At 74.9% G+C, this 22,441-nt stretch carries 19 protein-coding genes; 11 read left to right on the forward strand and 8 right to left on the reverse strand.

All coding sequences use genetic code 11. The features are described from left to right. Window positions 1–39: 39 nt before the first annotated feature. From ACW14Y_RS36640 to ACW14Y_RS36655, 4 genes are all read right to left on the reverse strand, one after another. Window positions 40–594 (reverse strand): RNA polymerase sigma factor, encoded by a 555-nt coding sequence (locus tag ACW14Y_RS36640; protein ID WP_402722573.1) that lies wholly within the window; start codon window positions 592–594, stop codon window positions 40–42. Window positions 595–657: 63 nt separating this feature from the next. Then, the gene (locus ACW14Y_RS36645; RefSeq protein WP_456984912.1) at window positions 658–3,075 is read right to left on the reverse strand and encodes an Hsp70 family protein; all 2,418 of its coding nucleotides are present in this window, start codon (window positions 3,073–3,075) and stop codon (window positions 658–660) included. Beyond that, on the reverse strand, window positions 3,072–4,637 hold the full coding sequence (locus ACW14Y_RS36650; protein ID WP_456984913.1) for a dynamin family protein: 1,566 nt from the start codon (window positions 4,635–4,637) through the stop codon (window positions 3,072–3,074). The genes ACW14Y_RS36645 and ACW14Y_RS36650 overlap by 4 nt, the downstream gene beginning before the upstream one ends. Further along, on the reverse strand, window positions 4,634–6,733 hold the full coding sequence (locus ACW14Y_RS36655) for a dynamin family protein (RefSeq protein ID WP_456984914.1): 2,100 nt from the start codon (window positions 6,731–6,733) through the stop codon (window positions 4,634–4,636). Before ACW14Y_RS36655 ends, ACW14Y_RS36650 begins: the two co-directional genes overlap by 4 nt. Before the next feature lie 416 nt (window positions 6,734–7,149). On the opposite strand from ACW14Y_RS36655, the gene ACW14Y_RS36660 reads away from it, so the two are divergent. From ACW14Y_RS36660 to ACW14Y_RS36680, 5 genes are all read left to right on the forward strand, one after another. After that, the gene (locus ACW14Y_RS36660; RefSeq protein WP_380306364.1) at window positions 7,150–7,752 is read left to right on the forward strand and encodes a carbonic anhydrase; all 603 of its coding nucleotides are present in this window, start codon (window positions 7,150–7,152) and stop codon (window positions 7,750–7,752) included. A 79-nt stretch (window positions 7,753–7,831) separates the two neighbouring features. Continuing rightward, entirely contained in the window at window positions 7,832–9,349 is a 1,518-nt protein-coding gene (locus tag ACW14Y_RS36665) for a SulP family inorganic anion transporter (RefSeq protein ID WP_380389788.1), read from the forward strand. A 563-nt stretch (window positions 9,350–9,912) separates the two neighbouring features. Next, a complete protein-coding gene (locus ACW14Y_RS36670; protein WP_456984915.1) occupies window positions 9,913–10,164 on the forward strand; it encodes a hypothetical protein in 252 nt (83 codons plus the stop codon). 132 nt (window positions 10,165–10,296) lie between these two features. After that, window positions 10,297–11,394: a BadF/BadG/BcrA/BcrD ATPase family protein gene (locus ACW14Y_RS36675; RefSeq protein WP_380389792.1), complete on the forward strand. Its 1,098-nt coding sequence runs from the start codon at window positions 10,297–10,299 to the stop codon at window positions 11,392–11,394. A 43-nt stretch (window positions 11,395–11,437) separates the two neighbouring features. Next, window positions 11,438–12,253 carry a class I SAM-dependent methyltransferase gene (locus ACW14Y_RS36680; RefSeq protein ID WP_456984916.1) on the forward strand — a complete coding sequence of 272 codons (816 nt, stop codon included), beginning with the start codon at window positions 11,438–11,440 and terminating at the stop codon, window positions 12,251–12,253. Between the two features lie 108 nt (window positions 12,254–12,361). Here ACW14Y_RS36680 and ACW14Y_RS36685 read toward each other — a convergent pair whose 3' ends face one another. After that, window positions 12,362–13,204, reverse strand: coding sequence for an SAM-dependent methyltransferase (locus ACW14Y_RS36685; protein WP_380306352.1), 843 nt, complete (start codon window positions 13,202–13,204; stop codon window positions 12,362–12,364). A 188-nt stretch (window positions 13,205–13,392) separates the two neighbouring features. Between ACW14Y_RS36685 and ACW14Y_RS36690 the strand changes: the two genes are divergently transcribed. The 6 genes from ACW14Y_RS36690 to ACW14Y_RS36715 all read left to right on the forward strand — a co-directional run bounded on the left by ACW14Y_RS36690 (window position 13,393) and on the right by ACW14Y_RS36715 (window position 19,489). Beyond that, entirely contained in the window at window positions 13,393–14,310 is a 918-nt protein-coding gene (locus tag ACW14Y_RS36690) for a YwqG family protein (RefSeq protein ID WP_380389797.1), read from the forward strand. Window positions 14,311–14,425: 115 nt separating this feature from the next. Next, window positions 14,426–14,794, forward strand: a complete 369-nt coding sequence (locus tag ACW14Y_RS36695; RefSeq protein WP_375977169.1) for a PRC-barrel domain-containing protein — start codon at window positions 14,426–14,428, stop codon at window positions 14,792–14,794. Between the two features lie 95 nt (window positions 14,795–14,889). Further along, entirely contained in the window at window positions 14,890–15,156 is a 267-nt protein-coding gene (locus ACW14Y_RS36700) for a metal-sensitive transcriptional regulator (RefSeq protein ID WP_030393156.1), read from the forward strand. Between the two features lie 284 nt (window positions 15,157–15,440). Continuing rightward, window positions 15,441–16,892 (forward strand): endonuclease/exonuclease/phosphatase family protein, encoded by a 1,452-nt coding sequence (locus ACW14Y_RS36705; protein ID WP_456984917.1) that lies wholly within the window; start codon window positions 15,441–15,443, stop codon window positions 16,890–16,892. A gap of 14 nt (window positions 16,893–16,906) precedes the next feature. Continuing rightward, the gene (locus tag ACW14Y_RS36710) at window positions 16,907–18,913 is read left to right on the forward strand and encodes a phosphocholine-specific phospholipase C (RefSeq protein ID WP_456984918.1); all 2,007 of its coding nucleotides are present in this window, start codon (window positions 16,907–16,909) and stop codon (window positions 18,911–18,913) included. 102 nt (window positions 18,914–19,015) lie between these two features. Then, window positions 19,016–19,489: a VOC family protein gene (locus ACW14Y_RS36715; RefSeq protein WP_380304457.1), complete on the forward strand. Its 474-nt coding sequence runs from the start codon at window positions 19,016–19,018 to the stop codon at window positions 19,487–19,489. A gap of 42 nt (window positions 19,490–19,531) precedes the next feature. Here ACW14Y_RS36715 and ACW14Y_RS36720 read toward each other — a convergent pair whose 3' ends face one another. The 3 genes from ACW14Y_RS36720 to ACW14Y_RS36730 form a co-directional block, all read right to left on the reverse strand. Beyond that, on the reverse strand, window positions 19,532–20,794 hold the full coding sequence (locus ACW14Y_RS36720; protein WP_380304455.1) for an FUSC family protein: 1,263 nt from the start codon (window positions 20,792–20,794) through the stop codon (window positions 19,532–19,534). 90 nt (window positions 20,795–20,884) lie between these two features. Then, window positions 20,885–21,625 (reverse strand): polyprenol monophosphomannose synthase, encoded by a 741-nt coding sequence (locus ACW14Y_RS36725; protein WP_380304453.1) that lies wholly within the window; start codon window positions 21,623–21,625, stop codon window positions 20,885–20,887. Between the two features lie 197 nt (window positions 21,626–21,822). Next, complete coding sequence (locus ACW14Y_RS36730; protein WP_380304451.1) at window positions 21,823–22,089, reverse strand: GlsB/YeaQ/YmgE family stress response membrane protein; 267 nt, start codon at window positions 22,087–22,089, stop codon at window positions 21,823–21,825. Between the last annotated feature and the right edge of the window lie 352 nt (window positions 22,090–22,441).

Genomic DNA, 22,441 nt, shown 5'->3' on the forward strand with positions numbered 1-22,441 from the left:
TCGTGCGGATCCCCCTCGGTCCGGGATTCCGGATCCCCCTCAGTCCGGCCGGAGCAGTCTCACCAGCTCCTGCCGGGCCCGCGCGAGACGGCTCTTGACGGTGCCGATGGGGATCCCCAGCACCTCCGCGATCTCCTCGTAGCCGCACCCGCACAGGTGCCGCAGCACCACCACCGCCCGGAAGTCCACGTCCAGTGCGGCCAGGGCCTCTTGGACCCGCACCACATCCGTGACACTGCCGTCCACCGCCCGCACCGCCTCGACCGGCAGCGCCTCGTCCAGCACCGGGTACGGCCGCCGCTTGCGCTGCGCCAGCTCCGCCCGGGCGGCGTTGACCGCTATCGTCCGCAGCCAGGTGGTGAACCGGGCCTCCGCCCGGAACGAGCCGATCGCGCCGGCCACCCGGATCAGCGCGTTCTGGCAGGCGTCCAGCGCGTCCTCGCGGTTGCCGGTGATGCCCGCGCAGACGGTCAGCACCGTGGTGCGGTGCCGGCGCAGGAGTTCTTCGAGTGCGCACCGGTCGCCGGCGACCGCGCGCGGGACGAGTTCCTCGTCGCCCAGACCCGTCAGGTCCGGCGACCTCGTGTACCGCAACACCGACCCCCCACAGGCGCGCCCCCGACGGCCGGATGCGACGGGCGGGCGGCGCCTGACGGTTCATAGACCCCGGTGCGGAGCGGAAAGTTCCCGCCGCCACACCGTGACTTTTCCGTCACCCTCGAGGGCCAGCGCGGAGCTGTCGCGGGACCAGGCCAGGGTATGCAAACCGCCGCTGGAGTGCGGGAGTTCGGCGACGACGGTGAGGTTCTCGCTGTCCACCACGAGAGCCCAGCCGCTGTCGAGGCCGAGCGCCAGGTGCTGGCCGTCGGGGGCGAACTCCAGGACGCTCACAGGTCGCGTTCCGAGGGTCCTGTCGCCCAGCCGCACCGTGCAGAGGTCGGCGGACAACTCTGCCGGAGGGCGCTCGGTGTGCACGGCGGTCCGCTGCGGCCGCTTGGAGGCGGCCCAGGCCACGCCCCTGGGGGTCGGCCCGTTCTCCAGCCAGGGAAAGATCCGGGTACTCCTCTGGTCGACGCTCCACGCCAGTTCGTCGGAGCCCGCGCAGCGGCCGAGATCGGGCCCGACCTGCTGCTGACGCAGGTCGGTGAGGAGGCGCGCGGTGCGACCGTTGCCCACGGTCCAGATCTCGTACGTCGGATACCCCGCCGCGTTGCGGGCGACGACCACCAGCAGGCGGTCCGGTCCGACGGGGACGGCTCGCCACAGCTGGTCGTGCCGCGAGGTGTTCCCCGGCAGCAGGTTGATCACAGCCGGCGTCCCGTCGGTCTCCCCATCGGTGTCCAGCGGGTGCACCGTGGCCCTCTGCTGCTTGTCGTCGGCCCGGAACAGTGTCTCGGAGCCGGGGGAGAACCACAGGCCCCCGCGGGAGGCTCTGAACGTCGTGAGCAGGCGGACCTCGGTCCTGCCGGTCCACTCGTGGACGGACCTCGCGGTGGCGATCCGCAGCGCGCCACTCGGCGTCCACCCGACGGTTCTCAGGTCGGCGAAGGCGTGCCGCCACTCGGGCAGGAAGGCCTGCGGGACAGCCTCGACGCTGGTGGCCAGCCAGTCCCCGGAGCGGAACCGCGCGCCCGGGTCGGCGTGCCAGCGCACCAGCTCACCGGGGTGCCGGGCCCGCAGCCGGTGCACGGCCCCCGTCGACGCGCGCACGTCGGCCAGCACCGCCCCCGCCGAGTACCGGGCGCCCTCGCGGACGACCGGTCCGAGGAAGACGGCGGAGCCGTCCGGCACGTCCCAGGCCAGCGGCTCCGTGCCCGGCTTGCGGACCACCGGGCGCAGGTCGCGGGCGGCGGTGAGGGCGGCCCAGGCGGCGGCGCCGCGCACCACCGTCAGCTGCGGGTCCTCGGGCTGGCGGACGCGCACCCCGAACGCCTCCTCGATCAGGTCGCGGACCACGGGGCTGCGGCTGGTCCCGCCGGTCACCAGGACGGCGTCGAGCGGGGTGGAGCGTTCGGCGGTGCCGTCGGGGGCGATGGTCCCGCCGGTCACCAGGACGGCGTCGAGCGGGGTGGTGCGTTCGGCGGTGCCGTCGGGGCCGACCGCAACGGCGTCCCGCGGGGCGGCCGCGACGCGCAGCAGGGCGCGGCAGCTCTCGACGGTGCGTTCCAGGACCTCCGCCGCCACGGTGCGCAGGGTCTCGCGGTCGAGGGCGACGACGGCGCCGTCGGGAGCGAGGTCCTCGACCCGTTCGGCCATCGCCAGACCGTGCTTCAGCTCGCGCACGAAGGTGTCCAGGTCGAGAGCTGCTCGCCGGGCGGTGGCCTCGTCGGCGCCGGGCGCGTCCGCGTTCGGGCCCGGGTGGCGCCGGCCCAGCTCCGTGCGCAGCGCGACGTCGAGGTCCCGCCCGCCGCAGTCGTCGAGGGAGCCGTGGGCGAGCAACTCCGGTCCTGCGGCGCCGATCCGGACCAGCGCCGCGTCGAAGGTGCCGCCGCCGAGGTCGTGCACCAGGACGGTCGCGCCCACGGGGAACGGCTCGCCGACCGGTGGGGCCCAGGCCGCCGCCAGCGGTTCGGCCAGCAGGCCGACCCGCGCCAGCCCGGCGGCCTCGGCGGCCGCCAGCATCGCCTGCCGCCGGGCGTCCTCCGGCCCGCCCCCGGCCGGGACGGTGAGCACGGTCCGCTCGGGGGCGCGGCCGAGCACCCGGTGCGCCTCGGCGGCGACGGCCCGCAGCACGGCCGCGACCAGATCGGTCGCGGAGTGGCTCGCGCCGTCGAGCAGCAGCGGCACCCGGCTGCCCAGGTCGCGCTTGATCTCCGCGCGGTAGCGCAGCGGGTGGAGCCGCTTGCCCCGCTCGGCCGGGGCGCCGACCAGGACGCCGCCGGAGCCGTCGGCGAGCACGGCCGAGGGCCAGGACGCGGCGCCGGTGGCCGGCTCGTGCAGCATCCGGACCGTGCCGTCCTCGACCACGGCGGCCTGGGTGGTGGTGGTGCCGAAGTCGACGACCAGGACCGGTCCGAGTGGTGCCGGGTCCTCCTGGGGCTCGTCCGCCCCGCCCCGGTGGGACTTCTTGCTCACCTGGACTGCTCCGATCGCGAGAGGTCGTGGTGGAGCGCCTCGTAGGCGTCCCGGACGGTCAGTTGGGCCTGCCGGGCCGGACCGCGGACGGTCGGCGCGGCGAGCACCCGGTGCCAGTGGTCCAGCCGGGAGCGGGCGGCGGCCAGCAGCGCCGCGCGGTCCGTGCCGGGCGGCAGGCCGAGCCGGTCCGCCGCCGTGCCGCCGTGTTCGCCGGTGACCCGCAGCAGTTCGGCCACCTGCTCGGCGGGCAGGTCGAGCCGTCCCTCGAAGTGGTCCCGCAGCGCGCGCAGTTCGGCGTACGCCTGGCCGTGCCGCAGCTCGACGGCGGTGAACGCGCCGGCCACGGCGGCGACGGCGCGGGCCGGTTCGGCCTGCCGCCCGGCGGCGGTGCGCTCGGCGAGCCGGGGCACGGTGCGGAACGCCCGGGCGGCCTTGATGAGGTCGGCCCGCCCGGCGAAGTGGTCGCGGAGTACGGCGCGCAGCGCATCGAGGCCGGAGAGCCGGAGCAGTTCGGCGCGCAGCGGCCCGGCCCCGGTGGCGCCGTCGCGGACCAGCCGCTGCGCGGTCGCCACGCCCCAGCCGCCGAAGCGCCGGTAGAGCCGGGCCCGGGCGGCGGCGGGCAGCGGCAGCGCGCCGTCCGCCGCGGTGAACCGGTCGGCCTCCGCGGCGAGTTCGGCCAGCCGGTGCGGTTCGCAGCCCGCGGCGAGCGCGGTCAGGTCGGCGAGGTCGGCGGCGTCCAGCTCGGCGGCGCCCGAGGCGAGCAGGCCCGCGACCGGCACCACCGTGTACAGCAGCCGGGACGCCCCGGCGGTGCGCAGCAGTTGGTCCGCGACCCGCCGGGCGGGCACGAACGGGTCCGGGCAGTCGGCCGGGTCCCAGAACAGCTCGGTCTTGGTCAGCGCGCCGACGGTGTTGAGCGGTCCGAGGCCGGGCACCCGGGCCAGGAAGTCGGCGGTGAGGCGGAGTTCCTCCCGGTGGACACCGCGTTCGGTGAAGGTCAGCACCAGCGCGTCGGCCCGGGCGCCCTCGGTCACGGTGGACTCGGTGACGCCGCTCGCGGTGCGGCCGAGCAGCCGCAGGGTGGCGGCGGACTCGGGGCCGGTGGCGGAGTCCAGTCCGGGGGTGTCGACGATCTCCGTGCCGGCCAGGGCGGGGTGCGGGAAGGCGGTCTCCAGGTGGTCGATCCGGCGCAGCAGCTCCTGCTGCCGGGGGTCGTCGGCGGCTCGGACGGTGAGGGCCTCCAGGGCGGACAGGTCCGGGTGGTGGACCACGGTGCCGTCCTCGAAGTGCACCGCCAGCGCGGCCGGATCGCCGTACCGGAACCGGTTCACCGTCATGGTCAGCTCGGTCACCCCGGTCGGGGCGAGCCTGGTCCCGAGCAGGGCGTTGACCAGGGTGGACTTGCCGCTGCTGACCCGGCCGACCAGGGCGACGGCGAACGGGGCGGCGAGCCGTTCGGCCTGCTCGGCCAGCGCCCGCCGGAACTCCTCGGGCAGGTGCTCGGCCCCGGCCGCCCCGGTGAGGACGGCCAGCGCGGCCCGGCGGAGGTCGGCGGCGGTCACTGCCCCGCCACCTCGGGGCCGCCACCGGCTCCGTTCTCCCCGTTCTCCCCGTTCTCTCCGTTCGCGACGTCCGCGACGTCCTTCCCGTTCGCGGCGTCCGCCCCGTCGTCCTCGTCCGCCGTCGCGTGCGCCCCGTCGACGACCTCGGCGACCAGCGCTGCCAGCCGGGCCACCTCGCGCCCGGCCGCGACCAGTGCGGCGTGCTCCTCGGTCAGCACCTTGTGCCGCGCCCCGGCCTCGGCGCGGGTGCTGTCCGCCGCCGCCCGCAGCCGCGTCACGGTCTCCTGCGCGCTCTCGTCCTGCTGGCGCAGCAGGCTGTCGAGCTCCCGCTCGGCCTGCTCCGCCGCGGTGTCGAGCAGGCTCCGCAGCCCCTCGGTGATCACCCGCTGCTGGCGCGAGCGGACCAGGGTCAGCTGGTCGCGCAGGTTGCGCCGCCGGGCCTGGAGCTCCTGCTCCCGGACCGCCCCGAGGCCGCGCAGCAGACCCGCGACCAGGCCGATCGCGCCGCCGACGGCGGCGCCCGCCGGCCCGAACAGCATCCCGCCGACGGCGGCGCCCATCGAGGCCCCGAACGAGCCGTCCCGGCTCACCGGCATCATCGGCCCGGGGGGTCGGCCGGAGCCCAGGTCCGGGTCCAGTCGGACCGGTTCGGGCGCGGCGATCCGCCCTTCCCCGACCGGTCCGATCCCGATCCGGTGCTGCCGGGCGAAGTCGGCGACCAGGGTGCGGAGTTCGGACTCGGCGCGGTGCGCGGTCGCACCGGCCACCGCCGCGTAGGCGGAGGCCACCTCGGTGGCCAGCCGGTCCGGGTCGTCCTGGAGGGACTCCTCGTGGAGCAGTTCGTTGCAGATCCGCTCCCACACCGCGTCCAGGTCGTCGTGCAGGGAGCCGGTCAGGGCGTTGCGGAGTTTCCGCAGCTCGGTGCGGAGTTCGGTGCGCCACTCGGCGCCGGACCGGCGGGCCCCGGCGGCCTCCCGCTGGCCGGCCTCGGCCGAGGCCCGCAGCCGGGCCAGCGTCTCGTCGGTCTCCCGGGTGAGCGCCTCCCGCTCCGCCTCCAGGGGTTGCAGCAGGGCGGTGACGGCGGCGTCCGCCTCGGCCAGCGGGCGGGCGAGCAGCAGGCTCGCCCGGCGGCGGCGCAGCAGCCCCCGGAGTGCGGATTCGAATGCGGGGTACCCGCTGGTGGGGTCGGCGGTCCCGTCCGGGGAGGCGGGCGCGTCCGGCCGGGTCCCGGCGGCGGCCAGGTGGCGCAGCCGGGCGCGGGTCGACACCGCCAGTACGGCGGGGCCGCCGTCCCTGCCGCCGGTCAGGTCGGCGAGCTTGGCGCGGGTGTTGTCGAGCATCGCCCGCCGGGTCTCGGCGTCGGCCTGGTCGGCGCGGGTGAGGACCACCAGCAGTCCGCCCGACCCGGGCGCACCCGGACCGGCGGGGTCGGCGGCCGCCGCGGGGTCTGCGGCCGCGGATTCGGTGGCCGGGGGTTCGGCGGCGGCGGTGGCCGCCACGGCGCGGCGGAGGAAGCGCAGTTCGGCGGCGGAGAGCGGCGAGGTCATGTCGCCGACGAACACCACCGCGTCGGCGGAGGCCAGGAACGCGGTGGTCACCGCCGTGTGCTCGGGGAACACCCCGCCGATGCCCGGGGTGTCGACCAGCACGGTGCCGCCGGTCAGCGCCTCGGACGGCAGCCGAAGGTCGAGGAGTTCGGCCCGCAGCCGGTTGCCGGGGTTGGCGCTCTCCGCGACGTAGTCGGCCAGTTCGGTGAACGGGACCTCCTGCTGGCGCACGCCGCCGCTGTCGTCCCGGAGGTGCACGGTCGCCGCGTCCTGCGGCCCCCAGGCCAGCGTGGTGACCACACTGGTGGTCTGGAGCACGTCCACCGGCAGCAGCCCCGGTCGCCGTACCAGCGCGTTGACCAGGCTGGACTTGCCCCGGTTGAACTCGCCGCAGACCACGACCACGATCCGCCCGTCCGCGAGCCGCCGCACCGCCTCGACCAGTCGTTCGGCGGTCCCGGCCAGCCCGCGCGCCCGCGCCGCCGCGCCGAGCCGCTCCAGGACGGCGGTGGTGTCGGCCGCGACCGCGCCCATGTCGATCCCTGTCATGCCCGCCCGGCTCCCCTCGCCCCCGGGGCCGACGCCCGCGCGTCGGCCTCCCGGACTCTGATCCGCCGAACGGCCGGAATGTTCCGGCGGCGGGCCGCGCGCGTTCCGGGCGGGTTCCGGCCGTTCCCCCGGACGGCGGTGGACCAGGAGTGTGCGCAGAGGGCGCGCGGTGGCTGGAGGGGCGCGCGGCAAATGCTGTGCGCCGACTGCCGATCGGCCGGTCCATGCCCTTTGACCTGCGACTTCCGTAGTGGAAGGTGTCATTTCGTTCGAGGCAACAGGATGTTAACCGGATCGGCACACTCTGTGCTCAAAACCCGCTTTTGCTCGCCCCATACCCATGTTTTACTCGCTCTTGACGCAACGTCAGGTGAACGGGGCTTCACCTGACGTCACCGAAGGAGGCGATCACCCTCATGGAACCGCTCATCGACCGGGCCCGGGCCTTTCCGCAGCGGGCCGGGGACACCGGCCGCGAACTCACCGGCCTCGCGGCCGGCCAGAGTCCGCAGGCCCTGTTCATCACCTGCTCCGACTCCCGTGTGGTCCCGGCCCTGATCACCAACGCCGACCCCGGCGACCTCTTCGAGCTCCGCACCGCGGGCAACATCGTCCCCGTCTACCGGGCCGACGGCGCCTCGGGGGAGACCGCGACCGTCGAGTACGCCGTCGAGGTGCTGGGCGTGCGCGACATCGTGGTCTGCGGCCACTCGCACTGCGGTGCCGTCGGCGCCGTGGTCCGCGGCGAGGACCTCAGTGTGGTGCCCGCCGTCCGCTCCTGGCTGCGCCACGCCGACCGGGCCGTGCTCCGCGCCGACGAGGCCGAGGTCTTCGACCCGACCGTCGCCGGCCCCGTGCAGCGGCACGTCCTCGCCCAGCTCGACCGGCTGCGCGGCTATCCCGCCGTCGCCCGGCGGCTGAGCGAGGGGCGGATCCGACTGCGGGGCTGGTTCTACGAGATCCACACCGGCCTGGTGCTCGAGCACCGTGCCGACACCGGTCTGTTCCTCCCGCTGTGAGGCCCACCCAGCACGGGCCGCCGCACCACCGCTCACCGCACCACCGCCGTCCGAATCCCGCTACTCTCCCGAGGACCCGATGACTCGTCGTCCCGCCCTTCGGCTGAGCACTCTGCGCTCCGACCTCCCTGCCTCCCTCGTCGTCTTCCTGGTGGCGCTCCCGCTCTGCGTGGGCGTCGCTGTCGCCTCCGGCGTACCGGCCGAACTCGGCCTGGTCACCGGCATCGTCGGCGGCCTGGTGACCGGGCTGATGCCCGGCAGCAGCCTCCAGGTGTCCGGCCCCGCCGCCGGGCTGACCGTCCTCGTGCTCGCCGCCGTCCAGGAACACGGCATAGCCACCCTCGGCGTGATCACCGCCGCGGCCGGCCTGCTCCAGCTCGCCATGGGCGCCGCCCGCCTGGGCCGGCTCTTCCGGGCGATCTCCGTCTCGGTCGTCCAGGGCATGCTGGCCGGCATCGGCCTGATCCTGATCGCCGGTCAGCTCTACGCGCTGGCCGACATCAAGGGCCCCACCGGCGGCCCCGCCAAACTCGCCGGACTCCCCGGCCTCGTCGTCGACATCGCCGGGAGCGGCCGTGCGCTCGCCGCCGCCGCCATCGGCGCCGGGACGATCGCGGTCCTGCTGCTCTGGCCGCGCCTGCCCGCCCGGGTCCGGGTGGTCCCCGCACCGCTCGCCGCCGTCGCCGGGGCGACGGCCGTCACCGCCCTGTTCGACCTGCCCGTCGCGCGGATCGAGGTGGCCGGACTGGCCGGCGTGGTCAATCTGCCCGGCGCCTCCGACCTCGCCGCACTCGGCAGCCTCGGCGTGCTCGGCACGGCGTTCGCCTTCGCGCTGATCGCCTCCGCCGAGAGCCTGTTCAGCGCCGCCGCCGTCGACCGCCTGCACCACGGCCCGCGCACGGACTACGACCGCGAACTGCTCGCCCAGGGCGTCGGCAACACGGTCTGCGGCCTGCTCGGCGCCCTTCCCATGACCGCCGTGATCGTCCGCAGCGCGGCCAACGTCCAGGCCGGTGCCCGGACCAAGGCCTCCCGGGTCCTGCACGGGGTCTGGCTGCTGCTCTTCGCCGCACTGGTCCCCGCCGCCCTCTCGGTCATCCCGCTCGCCGCGCTGGCCGGCGTCCTGGTCCACGCCGGGGCCAAGCTCGTCCCGCTGCGCGCCCTGCGGCCGCTCTGGCGGGCCGACCGGGGCGAGGCCGGGATCCTCGCCGTCACCGCGATCGCCATCGTGCTGACCAACCTGCTCGAAGGCGTCCTGCTCGGCCTCCTCCTCGCCGTGCTCAAGAGCGCCTGGGACACCTCCCACCTCCAGGTCGCCGTCACCGAACTCCCGGACGGCGCGGTCCGGGTGACCCTCCACGGCAACGCCACCTTCCTCCGGCTGCCCCGGCTGCTGGAGACCCTGGAATCCCTGGAGGGCCTGCCGGCGGACCGCCCGGTCCGCCTCGACCTGGCCGGCGTACGGCACCTCGACCACGCCTGCCGCAGCGCCCTGGAGCAGTGGCAGGAGCGCCACAACCGCAGCGGCTCCGCCGAACTCGTCGGCCTCCCGGCCCGGATGATCGATGCCAAGGGCTCCTTGTCGCGCGCCGGATGAAGCGAGGGGAGCGAGGGGGTGCGGCCGGGCCTGCTGACCCGAACCCGCCCGCACCCCGGGCGGCGTGACGGTCCGCTTCCCGCACCGCAATTCCCGCGCCGCATTTCCGCACCGCATTCCCGCGCCGACCCGCGCGGTCCGGCCCGACGACCGCGCCTGCCGGCCCGTCGGACGACCGCCCACCCGCACCGACCTCCGCACCGTTCCTCGGACCGGGGACCGGCCGGCCGAACGGACCCTTGGATTCGGGTCCGGGGGTGCCTCCAGAGGGCCATGGCGTTCCGCCGGGACGTGGTCCGAAGCAGGCGGGTGTGCGTATCACGGGCAGGTCGGCGCCGTGATCGCACCGGCGAGGACAGGGTGGGGTCCCCTGCATGTCGCAGAAGCCGGTACGAGAACGTGTGGGCCCTGATCACCCACGAGGCCCGCGTGATCGGCGGCAGGCACCACATCCCCACCGGGAACCTCCGGGTCACGTCGGCCGGCCGGGCGCCGCAGGGCCGGTTCCACGTCGGGGCCCCGCCGGCCAGGACCGGGCCCGCCGGGGCGAATCCGTCGGCAACGTGGCGGCCGCGGTCTCCAGCGGCACCACCGCCGCGGTGAGCGGGTCGGTGCTGATGGCGGTGGGCAGCGCGGTCGAAGGCGTCGCCGTCACCACTGAGGACGGGGTCGAGGCCGCCGCCAGGACGGACCTCGCGGCGCACTTCGTCGAGGACCAGGGCCCCGGCATCGGGAAGGCACTCGTCTCCGCCGTCACCGCGCAACTCGACAGTGCCCGCGAAGCGGCCGCCAAGGAGATCCGCCGCCCCTTCTGACAGCACGCCGCGGCGGCCGAGGGCCCGAGTGCGTGCGACCGGGACCCGGCCGGTCGCGCACCCGTCCGCCAGGGGCCTCCGCCGGGGGCACCATGGGGAGGACGGGTCCTGGGCGTGGCGGGTGGAGGCGGAGTGGAGCAGGCTGCGGGGGAGTGCTGGGTGGTCGGGGTGGACGTCGGCGGCTCCGGCCTCCGGGTCGGGGCGGCGCCCGCAGGCCGCCCGGTCGATCCGGCGGCGGTGCGGACGGTCGGGTCGGCCGCCGCCGCGCGGGTGTCCGCCTCGGCGGGCGGACAGGACGCGCGGGCGCTGCTCGACCGGCTGCTTCCCGCACTCGACGCCCTGGTCGCGGGCCTGCCCGACGGGGCCCGGATCGGCACGGTCGCCGTGGGCGCCACCGGGATGGCCCTGCTCGGCCGCGACCTGGCCGCCCGGCTGCCCGGCCCGCTCGCCCGGGCCACCGGGGCCCGGCGGCTGGTGCTCGCGGGGGACGCGGTCACGGCCTACGTGGGCGCGTTGGGCGCCGCCGCCGGGGTGGTGGTGGCCGGGGGGACGGGGCTGGTCGCGATCGGTCTCCGCCCGGGCGGCGGCTGGTGCCGCGCCGACGGCTGGGGCCAGCTGCTCGGGGACTGCGGCGGCGGCGCCTGGATCGGCCGGGCCGGGCTGGAGGCCGCGCTGCGGGCGCAGGACGGCCGCGACGGAGGTTCGCCCGTGCTGCTGGCGGCGGCCGAGCGGCACTACGGCCCGGTCGCCGGGCTCCCGGCCGCCCTCCAGCCGCGCCCGGACCGGGCGGCGCTGCTCGCGGAGTTCGCCCCGGCGGTGGTCGCGGCCGCCGAGGAGGGCTGTCCGGTCGCCGCGGGGCTGCTCCGCCGTGCGGGCGAGGAGATCGCCGCCACCGCGACCGCCGCCGCCACGGCCACCGGCCGGGCGGAGCCCCGGCTCGCCCTGACCGGCGGCCTGTTCCGCTTCGAACCGCTGCGCCGGGCGACGCTGGACGCGCTGGCGGTCCGCCTCCCCGGCGCCCGCCCGGGCCCTGCGGACGGCCCGCCGCTGCTCGGAGCCCTCCGCCTGGCCGTTGCCGCCCCGGCCGCCGTCGGCGCCGTCCCTGTCGGCGGCGCCGGCACCGTCGTACCGGACTTCCCCTGGCCGCTGGACCCGCCCCTGCTCACCGTCCTGGACCTCCCCGACGGCCCTGACCTCGCCCCCGCCGAGGACGGTCCGCGGCGGCCGTGAAAACCGTTTGAGGGGTGCTCCCGGCTCTGGCAGCGTGGTCGGTATGGAGAAGACCCCTGCCCCCGACGACTGGCTGGCGACCAACCGCGCCAACTGGGACGGCCGCGTCCCGGTGCACACGGCCAGCGATTTCTACGACCTCCCCGGCTTCCTGTCCGGCAACGAGGCGCTGCGCGGTTTCGAGCTGGCCGAGGTCGGTGACGTCAGCGGCAAGTCCCTGCTCCATCTCCAGTGCCACATCGGCCTGGACACCCTGTCCTGGTCCCGCCGCGGCGCCACCGTGACCGGCCTGGACTTCTCCGTGCCGGCGGTGGAGGCCGCCACCGAGCTGGCCGGGAAGATCGGCGCGGACACGGCCCGTTTCGTCGTCTCCGACGTGTACGAGGCGGTGGAGGCGCTCGACGGGCAGACCTTCGACATCGTCTACACCGGCCTCGGCGCCCTGTGCTGGCTGCCGGACATCGCGCGCTGGGCCCGCACCGCGGCCTCCCTGGTCGCCCCGGGCGGCTTCCTCTACCTGGCGGAGTTCCACCCCTTCGGCGACACCCTGGGCGACGACGGCCGGACGGTGGAGTACGACTACTTCAACCGCGACGCCACGGTCTGGGACGACCCCAGCACCTACACCGACGGCGAGGTCACGTCCCTCGCGACCAGGACCGTCGAGTGGCAGCACGGGATCGGCGACGTCCTCAGCGCCCTGGTGACCGAGGGCCTGCGGGTCGAGTTCCTCCACGAGCACGACTTCACGCTGTTCCCGCGCTTCCCGGTCCTGGAGCACGACCGGGGCTTCCGCTTCCCGGCCGGTCAGCCCCGCGTCCCGCTGATGTACTCGATCCGCGCGAGCAGGCCCGCCTGAGGCCCGTCGCGAGACGAGGGCGGCGGTGGCGGCCGGACGGGCCGCCACCACCGCGGTGCGGTGCTGTCGCCGTGCAGTGTTGTCGCGGTGCGGTACCGTGCCGGACTGTCAGGACTTCCGGGCGACCGCGCCGTACATGCTGACCCGGTCCGCGCCGGGGGCGGGGTCGCCCTCCGGACGCCACAGCGGGACGGTGACCACCCCGGGGTCGAGGACGTCCAGGCCGTCCAGGAAGGCGCCCACCTGCTCCCGGCTGCGGCCGACCAGCGGTGCGGTCGCCTTGCTGTAGACCCCGGTGACCCGGTCGCGGACCTCGGCGGGGATGAAGTCGGCGGTTCCGTGGGACAGGATCAGGTGGCTGCCGGGCGCCAGGGTGTCCAGCAGCGTGCGGACGATCTCGTACGGCCCGCTCTCGTCCGGCACGAAGTGCAGCACGGCGGCCAGCACCAGGGCCATCGGCTTGTCGAAGTCGAGCAGCTTCTCGGCCTCGGCGGCGGCGAGGAGGTCGACCGGCTCGCGCAGGTCGGCCTGGATGACGGTGGTCCGGCCGACGGCGGTGCCGCCCATCAGGGCGCGGGCGTGGGCGAGCACGATCGGGTCGTTGTCCACGTAGACGATCCGGGCGCCGGGATCGACGGCCTGGGCGATCTCGTGGGTGTTGCCGGCGGTCGGGATGCCGGTGCCGATGTCGAGGAACTGGTCGAGGCCGAGCCCGGCCACGTGGCGCACCGCCCGGTTCAGGAAGCCCCGGTTGGCGCGCGCGGTGGATCTGAACTCCGGATTGGCCGCGAGCGCCCGCTCGGCCGCCTCCCGGTCGGACGGGAAGTTGTCCTTTCCGCCCAAGTAGTAGTCGTACATCCGCGCGGGGTGCGGAATCTCGGGCCGGAGGTCGGCGGGGACGCCGGGCTCGCCCGGTTCCCACATCTCGTTGTAACCCACCACTGTCTCCACGCCTCCGCACCTGGCCGAACTGATGATCCGTCGGCGCACAGCGTAGATGTTCGAGTACACCCGCGGTGCGGCGAGGTCGGTTCACCCCCGCTTGTGCGCAATGGCCGCGTTGCGGCGGGATGGGTCGTAAACGGCCCCGGCCCGGGGCCGTTCGTCCGCTGTCGGAGGCGCCTGGCAGCATCACGGTCGTGAAGCACTCCCGCACCACTCCGCCGCGCCCGCTCGACGTGACCTCCGTGTTCCCCGACCTCGCCCCGCTGGCGAGGGAGGCGATCCGGCTGCACCCCCGGCCCGGGGCTCCCACGCCCTACGACAGCTCGGTCGGAGGGCCGTTCCTGTGGCCCGCCGACGAGCCCTGGCCGCACTGCGGCGAACAGCACGAGTGGTGGGACGAGGCGACCGACGAGGAGCACGAGGGGCCGAACGCCATGGTGGCCGTGGTCCAGCTCCACCTGCGCGACGTGCCGCTGCTGCGCCCGCCCGCCGGGGCGGACCTGCTCCAGGTGTTCTGGTGCCCGGTCGAGCACGAGCCGGACCTCAAGCCCCCGACCGTACTGGTCTGGCGGTCGGCCGGGGCGGTGACCGACCTTCTCGGCACGCCGCCGGCGCCTGTGGTGGTCGAGTACGACGACCACTACCTCCCGGTCCCGTGCGTGCTCGCGCCGGAGCGGGTCACCGAGTATCCCAACTACCTGGAGCTGAGCCCGGATCTGCAACAGCAGGTGGCCGACTGGAGCAGGTGGCCGACAGCCGGCGCCGCTGTGGAGGACTTCTACGAACCCTGCCCGCAGGAGTTCTACGGCGAGGCGCTGGCGGAGGCGCCCGGCTGGAAGGTCGGCGGCTGGGCCCCGTGGGGCCTCACCGATCCCGTGGCCCTGTGCTGCGGGACCTGCGGTGCCGGGATGACCCCGCTGCTGACCGTCGCCTCCGATGAGTGGGACGGTCGACCGCCCGCCTGGGTCCCGTTCGAGGACCGGGAGCTCGCCGCGACGGGCTCGGTCCGCTCGGCGAACCCGGCCGGGGTCCAGGTCTCCAAGGGCAACCACCTGCAGCTCTACGTCTGCCCGGAGTCCCCGGAGCACCCGCACGCCGACCTGATCCAGTGAACCCGGGCCCCGGCCCCCGGCGGGCGGGCCGGGGCGGAGAGGGGCAGGATGGGAGGGTCCGGGGCGCCGCCCACCAGTGCGGCGTGCCGCCGTGGAGCGGGAGTGGGAGGCAACCATGGCCGTCGCCGAGATCGTTCCGGCCGACATCAGGGAGTGGCGGGGGCAGGCCGTCGTGGACGAGAAGGACCACCGGATCGGCACCCTGGAGTCCGTCTACGTCGAGACCGCCAGTGACGAGCCGTACTTCGTGACGGTCACGATCGGTCTGGCGATGAAGCGGCGACTGGTGTTCGTCCCGCTGGACGGCGCGGTGCTGGGGCCGGGATACGTCCGGGTGGCGTTCCCGAAGGCGCTGGTGAAGCAGGCGCCCTCGATCGGCGTGGACGACGTGCTGCCGGCCGAGGACGAGCCCGAGGTGTTCGCGCACTACAAGCTGGAGTACGTCACCGGGGCGGGTGGGGAACGGCGGCTGGCCCGGCGCTGACCGCACTGGGCCGCGGAGCTGTCGACCATCGAGGTCCGGATACCCCACGGGGTACACTGGAGGCCCGGTGGTCAACAGTGGAGGGCGGTCCGGACATGCAGGTGGACGAGGAGGCCGTCGGAGCCGTCCTGAACCGGCTCCGGCGTGCCCAGGGCCAGCTGGCGGGCGTGATCGCCATGATCGAGGCCGGCCGGGACTGCAAGGACGTGGTGACCCAGCTGGCCGCCGTGTCGAGGGCGCTCGACCGGGCCGGTTTCAAGATCGTGGCGAGCGGTATGCGCCAGTGCATGGCGGGTGCCGAGGAGGGCACGGCGCCGATGACCGAGGCCGAGCTGGAGAAGCTCTTCCTCACGCTCGCCTGACGGCCGGCGTCCCCGCCCGCGCCCCACATCGCTCTTCGCGACCCGCATCCGCTGTTCCACGCGGCGCGTTCCGTGCTGCCCGTGCACATTTCCCGTTCCGCCCGACATCCCGTCACGCTTCGTTCATGTCCCGGTCGCCGGTCTTCGGATGAATGGGCCCGGCCCCGCAGTTGTACAGCCAACTGTCGATGGGCCGACCCTCCCAAGCCTCCGTCACCAGCCGCGGACGGCGCCGGCCCGGCACCCCCCGACGGCCCGGTGCCCGAGCGGCGGACAGGACATCCGTGGCCACCGGCAGCACCCTGACCAGCACGTCGTCGAGCAGCCCCGTCGAGGGCGACCGCCTCACCTTCCACTGGACCACCGACGCCCCCGACCCCAAGAACTGGGTCGGCATCTACGACGGGGACCGCCTGCCCGGCACCGGCAGCTCCCTGCTCTGGAAGTACACCCCGGCCACCGAGGGCGACGTCCAGCTCGACACCTCCGCCCTCACCGGCGGCCCGTACACGGCCTACCTGCTCGCCAAGGACGGCTACGGCATCCTCGCCAGGACCCAGCCGTTCACCTTCCGCCCCAAGCCGGCCGTGGTCCGCCCGCACGCCGTCGTGGACTCCTTCACCGCCACCCCCGTCGCACCCGGCGCGGCCGTCACCGTCAGGCTCGGCGGCCTCTGGGCCCGCCCCGCCGGGAACCCGGCCGGCAGCGCGACCTTCCGCAAGGTCTCCGGACCGGCCTGGCTCGCGGTCGCCGCCGACGGCACCGTCACCGGCACCGCGCCGGTCGGCGCCGCGCCGCGCACCCCCGAGGTCCTGGTCGTCGGCGTCAAGGACAGCGCCGGGGCCACCGACACCGTGACCGTGCTGCTCCCGGTGGTGGACCCGGCTGCCGCGCCCCGGCTCAAGGTCGCGAGCTGGAACCTCGCCAACGCCGGCGCCGCCTTCACCGACGCCACCGAGAAGCAGCTGCGGGTCGTGCTCGCCCAGGGCCTGGACGTCATCGCGCTCCAGGAGACCGCGGGCAAGGCCGCCCAGACGCTGGCCGACGCCCTCGGCTGGTACGCCCACCAGGGCTCCGGCGGCGTCGGCCTGCTCAGCCGCCACCCGCTGACCGCCGTCACCCCGGCCACCGCCGAACTGCCCGCCGCCGCGGCAACCGTGCAGCTGCCCGGCGGTCGCGCCGTCCGGGTCTGGAGCGCGCACCTCGACGAGTCCGACTACGGCCCGTACGCCCTCCAGGACGGCCGCACCGCCGCGCAGGTCCTCGCCGCCGAGAACGCCTCCGTCCGGCTCCGGCAGGCCCGGGCGCTGGCCGCCGCCGTCACCGCCGACGCCGCCGCCGGCACCCCCGTGGTGCTCGCCGGCGGGCTGTCCTCGCCCTCGCACCTCGACTGGACGGCCGCCACCGCCGCCGCGCACGGCGGCGCCGGGGCGTTCGCCTGGCCGGTCACCACCACCCTCCAGGCGGCCGGACTCACCGACACCTTCCGCGAGGAGAACCGGGACCCGGCGAAGGCGCCCGGCACCACCTGGTCGCCGGTCCGCAAGCAGCGTGCCGCCGGAAAGGCCGAGCCGCAGGACCGGATCGACTACGTGCTGTACCGGGGGAAGCTGCGGCTCGTCGAGGCGCACACCCTGGTCGCCGACTGGCCGGCCACCGCCGCCGACCCGGCCGCCCTCGCCGCCAACCAGTGGCCGTCCGACACCGCCGCCGCGGTCGCCACCTTCCAGCTCTGAAAGGCCAGTTCGCGATGTCCGAGCTCTCCCGCCGCACCTTCGTCGGCGCCACCGCCGCCGGTGCCGCCGCCCTGACCGGCCTCCAGGGCACCCCGGCCCAGGCCGCGCCCACCCAGCCCGCCGCCGCGCCGGACCGCCTCACCGGCACCATCAAGGACGTCAAGCACGTCGTGGTGCTGATGCAGGAGAACCGCAGCTTCGACCACTACTTCGGCACCCTCAACGGCGTGCGCGGCTTCGGCGACAAGCAGGGGCTGCAGTTCCCCGACGGCACCGACGTGTTCCGCCAGCCCGACCCGCGCCGCAGCGACGGCAACGCGATGCTGCCGTACCGGATGGACACCTCGAAGTACAACGCGCAGAACGCCGGCGGCCTGCCGCACGACTGGGCCACCGGCCACCAGGCGATCAACAACGGCGCGATGAACAAGTGGATCGCCGCCAAGGGCGAGCGCACCATGGGCTACTTCACCCGCGAGGACATCCCCTACCAGTACGCGCTCGCCGACGCCTTCACCCTGTGCGACGCCTACTTCACCTCGCTGGCCGGCCCGACCGACCCCAACCGGCTCTACCTGTGGACCGGCACCGCCGGCCCCGGCCGGGACGGCACCACCGGCCCGTGGATCGACAACACCCCGGTCACCGACAACCCGGTGGCCGACTGGACCACCTACGCCGAGCGCCTGCAGTCGGCGGGCGTCAGCTGGCGGGTCTACCACAACCCCAGCAAGGACGACCGCACCGGCGACTACGACGACAACGCGCTCTCGTACTTCAAGCAGTTCCACGACTTCCCCAAGGACGACCCGCGTTACATCAACGCGATGACCAAGTTCGACCCGGCGGCCTTCGACGCGCACTGCAAGGACGGCACCCTGCCGACCGTCTCCTGGCTGGTCGCGCCGTACCTGTTCTCCGAGCACCCGGAGGCCGGACCGGCGTACGGCGCGCACTGGGTGAACCAGGCCCTGCAGTCGCTGATGTCCAACCCGGACGTGTGGCGGCACACCGTCTTCCTGGTCATGTACGACGAGAACGACGGCTACTTCGACCACATGGTGCCGCCCACCCCCGAACCGGGCACCCCGGAGGAGTTCACCCAGGGCCGCGCCATCGGCCTCGGCAACCGCGTCCCGCTCTGGGTCGCCTCGCCCTGGTCGCGCGGCGGCTGGGTCAACTCCCAGGTCTTCGACCACACGTCGGTGCTGCGCTTCATGGAGCAGGTCACCGGTGTGGCCGAGCCCAACATCTCCGCCTGGCGCCGCGCCGTCTGCGGCGACCTCACCAGCTGCTTCGACTTCGCCGCCCCGGACCAATCGATCCCGCAACTGCCGGACACCAACGCCCTGATGGCCAGGGCCGACGCGGGCACCAAGCTCCCCGGGGTGCAACTGCCCGCCGTCGGCGCCCAGTCCATGCCGGTGCCCGAGCGGGGCGACCGCCCGCACCGCCACCTGCCCTACCAGCCCTGGGCCGAGGCCGAGGTGGACCGCCGCACCGGCCGGGTCACCTGCACGATGAGCAACGACGGTTCGGTGGCCTTCCCGTACACGGTCTACCCGAACATCGTCCAGCCCTTCGCCGGAACGCCGTTCACGGTGGCCCCGGGCGCCTCGGCCACGTACGTCTGGGAGGCCGCGAAGACCAACGGCCGCTACGACTTCACCGTGCACGGCCCGGACGGCTTCGTCCGCCGCTTCGCCGGCACCGTGGTCCGCGACGGCCAGGGCGACGCCGAGCAGCCGTCCGGCCAGAACGACATCGCGGTGCCGATCGTCACCGCCGACCTGTCCGGCTCCGGGCGGCTCACCCTCCAGCTCGTCAACGACGGCATGACCGACGTCTGCTTCACCGCCGTGCCGAACGACTTCGCCGGCACCGCGCAGACCGTCTGGGTCCGGCCGGGCAAGCAGAGCAACGTGGTCTGGCCGCTGGACAAGCAGGGCCGCTACGACGTGGTGGTCACCGCCGCCACCGGCCAGCGCTTCACCCGCCGGTACGCGGGCTGGGTGCACTGAGCCGGACCCGGCGGGAGCCGGGGGCCGGGGGCACCGAACCGGTGCCCCCCGGCCGTGGCGTGGCGCGGCCGCCCCGCCGGGACCCGCCGCTACCGTCTGCCCATGCAGCAGATCACACCCTGCCTCTGGTTCGACGACCAGGCCGAGGAAGCCGTCCGGTACTACACCTCGGTCGTTCCCGACTCCCGGATCACCGGCATCACCCACTACACCGAGGCCGGCCCGGGCACGGCCGGCACCGTGCTGACGGTCGCCTTCGAACTCGGCGGCCGCCCGTACGTGGCCCTCAACGGCGGCCCGATCTTCCCGTTCACCGAGGCCGTCTCGCTCCAGGTGCACTGCGACGACCAGGCGGAGGTGGACCGGCTCTGGGCGGCCCTGCTGGAGGGCGGCGGCCAGGAGGGGCCGTGCGGCTGGCTCAAGGACCGCTGGGGCCTGTCCTGGCAGGTCACCCCGCAGGTGCTGATCGACCTGGTGGCCGACCCGGACCGGGCCAGGGCCGCCCGGGTCACCGCGGCGATGCTGGAGATGCGCAAGATCGACATCCAGCGGCTGCTCGACGCCGCCGAGGGCTGAGCGGCCTGACCCTGGCAGGACCGGGGGCTCAGCTCCGGGCACTCAGCTCCGGGCGCCCGCCGACGCCTTCCCGCGCCGACGGCGGACCCGGGCGAGGACCGGGTCGCCGCGCAGCCAGCGGCGCAGCCGGCCGAGCCGGGAGAACCGCTCCCGGCCCGCCACCGAGGCCCGGTCCAGCTCCTCCATCAGCCGCCGGGAGCGGTGCTCCAGGTCCAGCTCGTCGAGGATCCGGTCGACCTCGGTCAGCAGCGACCCGAGCAGGTGCCAGGAGTCCGGGTCCGCGCGGACCTGCTCCAGCAGCAGCCTGGCGACGTTCTCCCGGCTCGCCCAGGCGGCGGTCAGCTCGGCGGCGAGCCGCTCCTCGGCCTCCTCGGCGTTCCGGCTCACCTGGGTGGTGACCAGCACGGCGAAGCTCACCAGGGCGCCGCCGACATGGGCGAGCAGTTCCTCCATCGCCACCGCGAGGCCCGGCGCCACCAACGGCTCGCCGGGCCCGCGCCGTTTGGCGAGGTCCGTGAGCGAGCGCGAGATGACCCGGATCACCACCACGCAGATCTCCAGCGTGTCCAGGCCGGTGCGCAGCACCAGCCGGGAGAGCAGCCCCTCGCTGATCCGGGGGTTGAACCGGAGGCTGTCCTCGGCCTGGCGCAGCGCGGCATCGACGTCGGCGATCGCCTGGTCGAGCCGGCGGGCCTCGTGCAGCCGCTCGGCGGCGTCCTCGACGGCGGTGGGCCGGCCCAGTTGCTCGGAGAGGTCGAGCAGCAGGTGGCGGGCCCGGCGGGCCAGGTCCTCGATCGACTCGCCCGCGGTGTCCACCCAGACCGGCGGGGCGAACACCAGGTTGAACAGCAGGCCGACGCTCGCGCCGATCAGCGTCTCCAGCACCCGGTCCCAGGCCTGCGAGGCGAGTTTGGTGACGCCCAGGATCAGCATCGCGCTGATCGCGACCTCCTGGACGAACTCGTCCACCCGGACGAACCGGCCGATCACCAGCGAGGCCAGGATGATCAGTCCGAGGCTCCACCAGGAGAGCCCGACCACCGCGCTGAAGCCGATCGCGATCAGCACGCCGACGACCACCGAGTTGACCCGGCGGATGCTGGTGGTGAGCGTCGAGTAGACGGTGACCTGGACCACCAGCAGCGCGGTCAGCGGGGCCGTCAGCGGGGCCGGTTCGCTGCTGAGCCAGGTCGCCACCACGTAGGAGAGGGTGGCGGCGACGGTCGCCCGGGCGGTCTGGACGGCGAAGGGTTCACGGGCGGCGCGGCGCAGCAGGCCGACCACGGAGTCCGGTAGCAGAGCCATGCGCACCTCCTTCCCCGTCCCCCGGCTCCCACGGGTCGTTCCCGTCCCCCGTTCCGCGCCGGTCCGGACCGCGTCGGGCGGAACCGGGACCTACTGCTTGCCGCGCCCCTCGCGCAGCAGCTTCCACGGCGCGAGCGCCGATTCGACCTGCACCCCGAGGCTCATCTTGGACGCGCCCTCGACCCGCTCCTCGAAGCGGATCGGCACCTCCTTGATGGTCAGCCCCTGGCGCACCACCCGGTGGTTCAGCTCGACCTGGAACGAGTAGCCGTTGCTGGTCACCGACGGCAGGTCGATGGCCCGCAGGGTCTGCGCCTTCCAGGCCTTGAAGCCGGCGGTGGCGTCCCGCACGCCCAGGCCGAGGATGGTGTTCACGTAGAGGTTGGCCCAGCTGGAGAGCGCCTTGCGGTGCCACGGCCACTCCTCGGCGGTCGACCCGCCGGGCACGTAGCGGGAGCCGAGCACCACGGCCGTGTCGTCGGCCAGCAGGGTCTCCACCATCAGCGGCAGGACGGCGGCCGGGTGGGACAGGTCGGCGTCCATCTGGACGACCACGTCCGCGCCGTCCTCCAGGGCCCGGGTCATGCCGGCCACGTAGGCGCGGCCGAGGCCGTTCTTCTCGGTGCGGTGCAGCACCGAGACCCGGCCCGCGGACTCGGCGGCCAGCTTGTCGGCCACCTCGCCGGTGCCGTCGGGGGAGTTGTCGTCGACGACCAGCAGATGCAGGTTCGGCAGGTCGAGCCCGGCCAGCAGGCCGGCGAGGACCGGAAGGTTCTCCCGCTCGTTGTAGGTGGGCACGACCACAACGACCTTCGGGGCGGCCTCGACCATGTTCTGTTCCCTCGCGAGTTCGGCGGCACGGCCGTCGGGCTGCGACGGCCGTGCGAGTCTAGCCGCGCCGCTTCGAACAGCGTCGCGCCGGACCACCCTCCGGACCCGGAGCACCCTTCGCCCGCCGGGGCCGGGGGGCGGCCGCCGGTCACCCCGGGTGCCTTCCCCGACCGCCGGTCGCTCGGGCCGCCGGCCGGTCACCTGGTCCGGCGGGCGCTCCACGCCGGGGCGACGATGCCGATCAGGCCGACGGCGAAGCCGAGCTGGAGCAGATGGCGGATCCAGTCGATGCCGGAGGTGTGCCGGACGCCGATCCATCCGGCGACCGCGTTGCCCAGCCAGGCCCCGGCCGCGCCCAGCAGCATGGTCAGCCACCACGGGATGGCCTGCGGGCCGCGCAGGATCAGCTTGGCGATCACACCGAGCACGAAGCCGATGAGCAGAATCCACAGGAGCTGGAACATCGCATTCCACCTTTCGAGGCACGTTCCCTCATGATCGCCCGAACCGCGCGGCACGGCACGTCCAGACGCCGACCGCCGCGGTGCGGGCCGTCCGGGCCCCCGTCTGCCCCGACCGCGCCGGACTATTCCCCGGGCTGCTCCCCGGGCCGCTCCCGGATCCCTCCCCCCGGTGACCGCCCGGCGGTCACGCTCCGCGACCGCCGCCGCGACCGCGGCCGGCGACCGTCGGTGGACGCCCCGGGCCGGTCGGCCGGTCGGACCCCGTGCTCCGGGGACGGACGACTCTGGCGGGGGACGGTACCCAGCCGCTACGGTCTGGACCAGCCACCCGTCCGGCCGATCGGCCGCGCCC

The organism is Kitasatospora sp. cg17-2, from assembly GCF_054031055.1.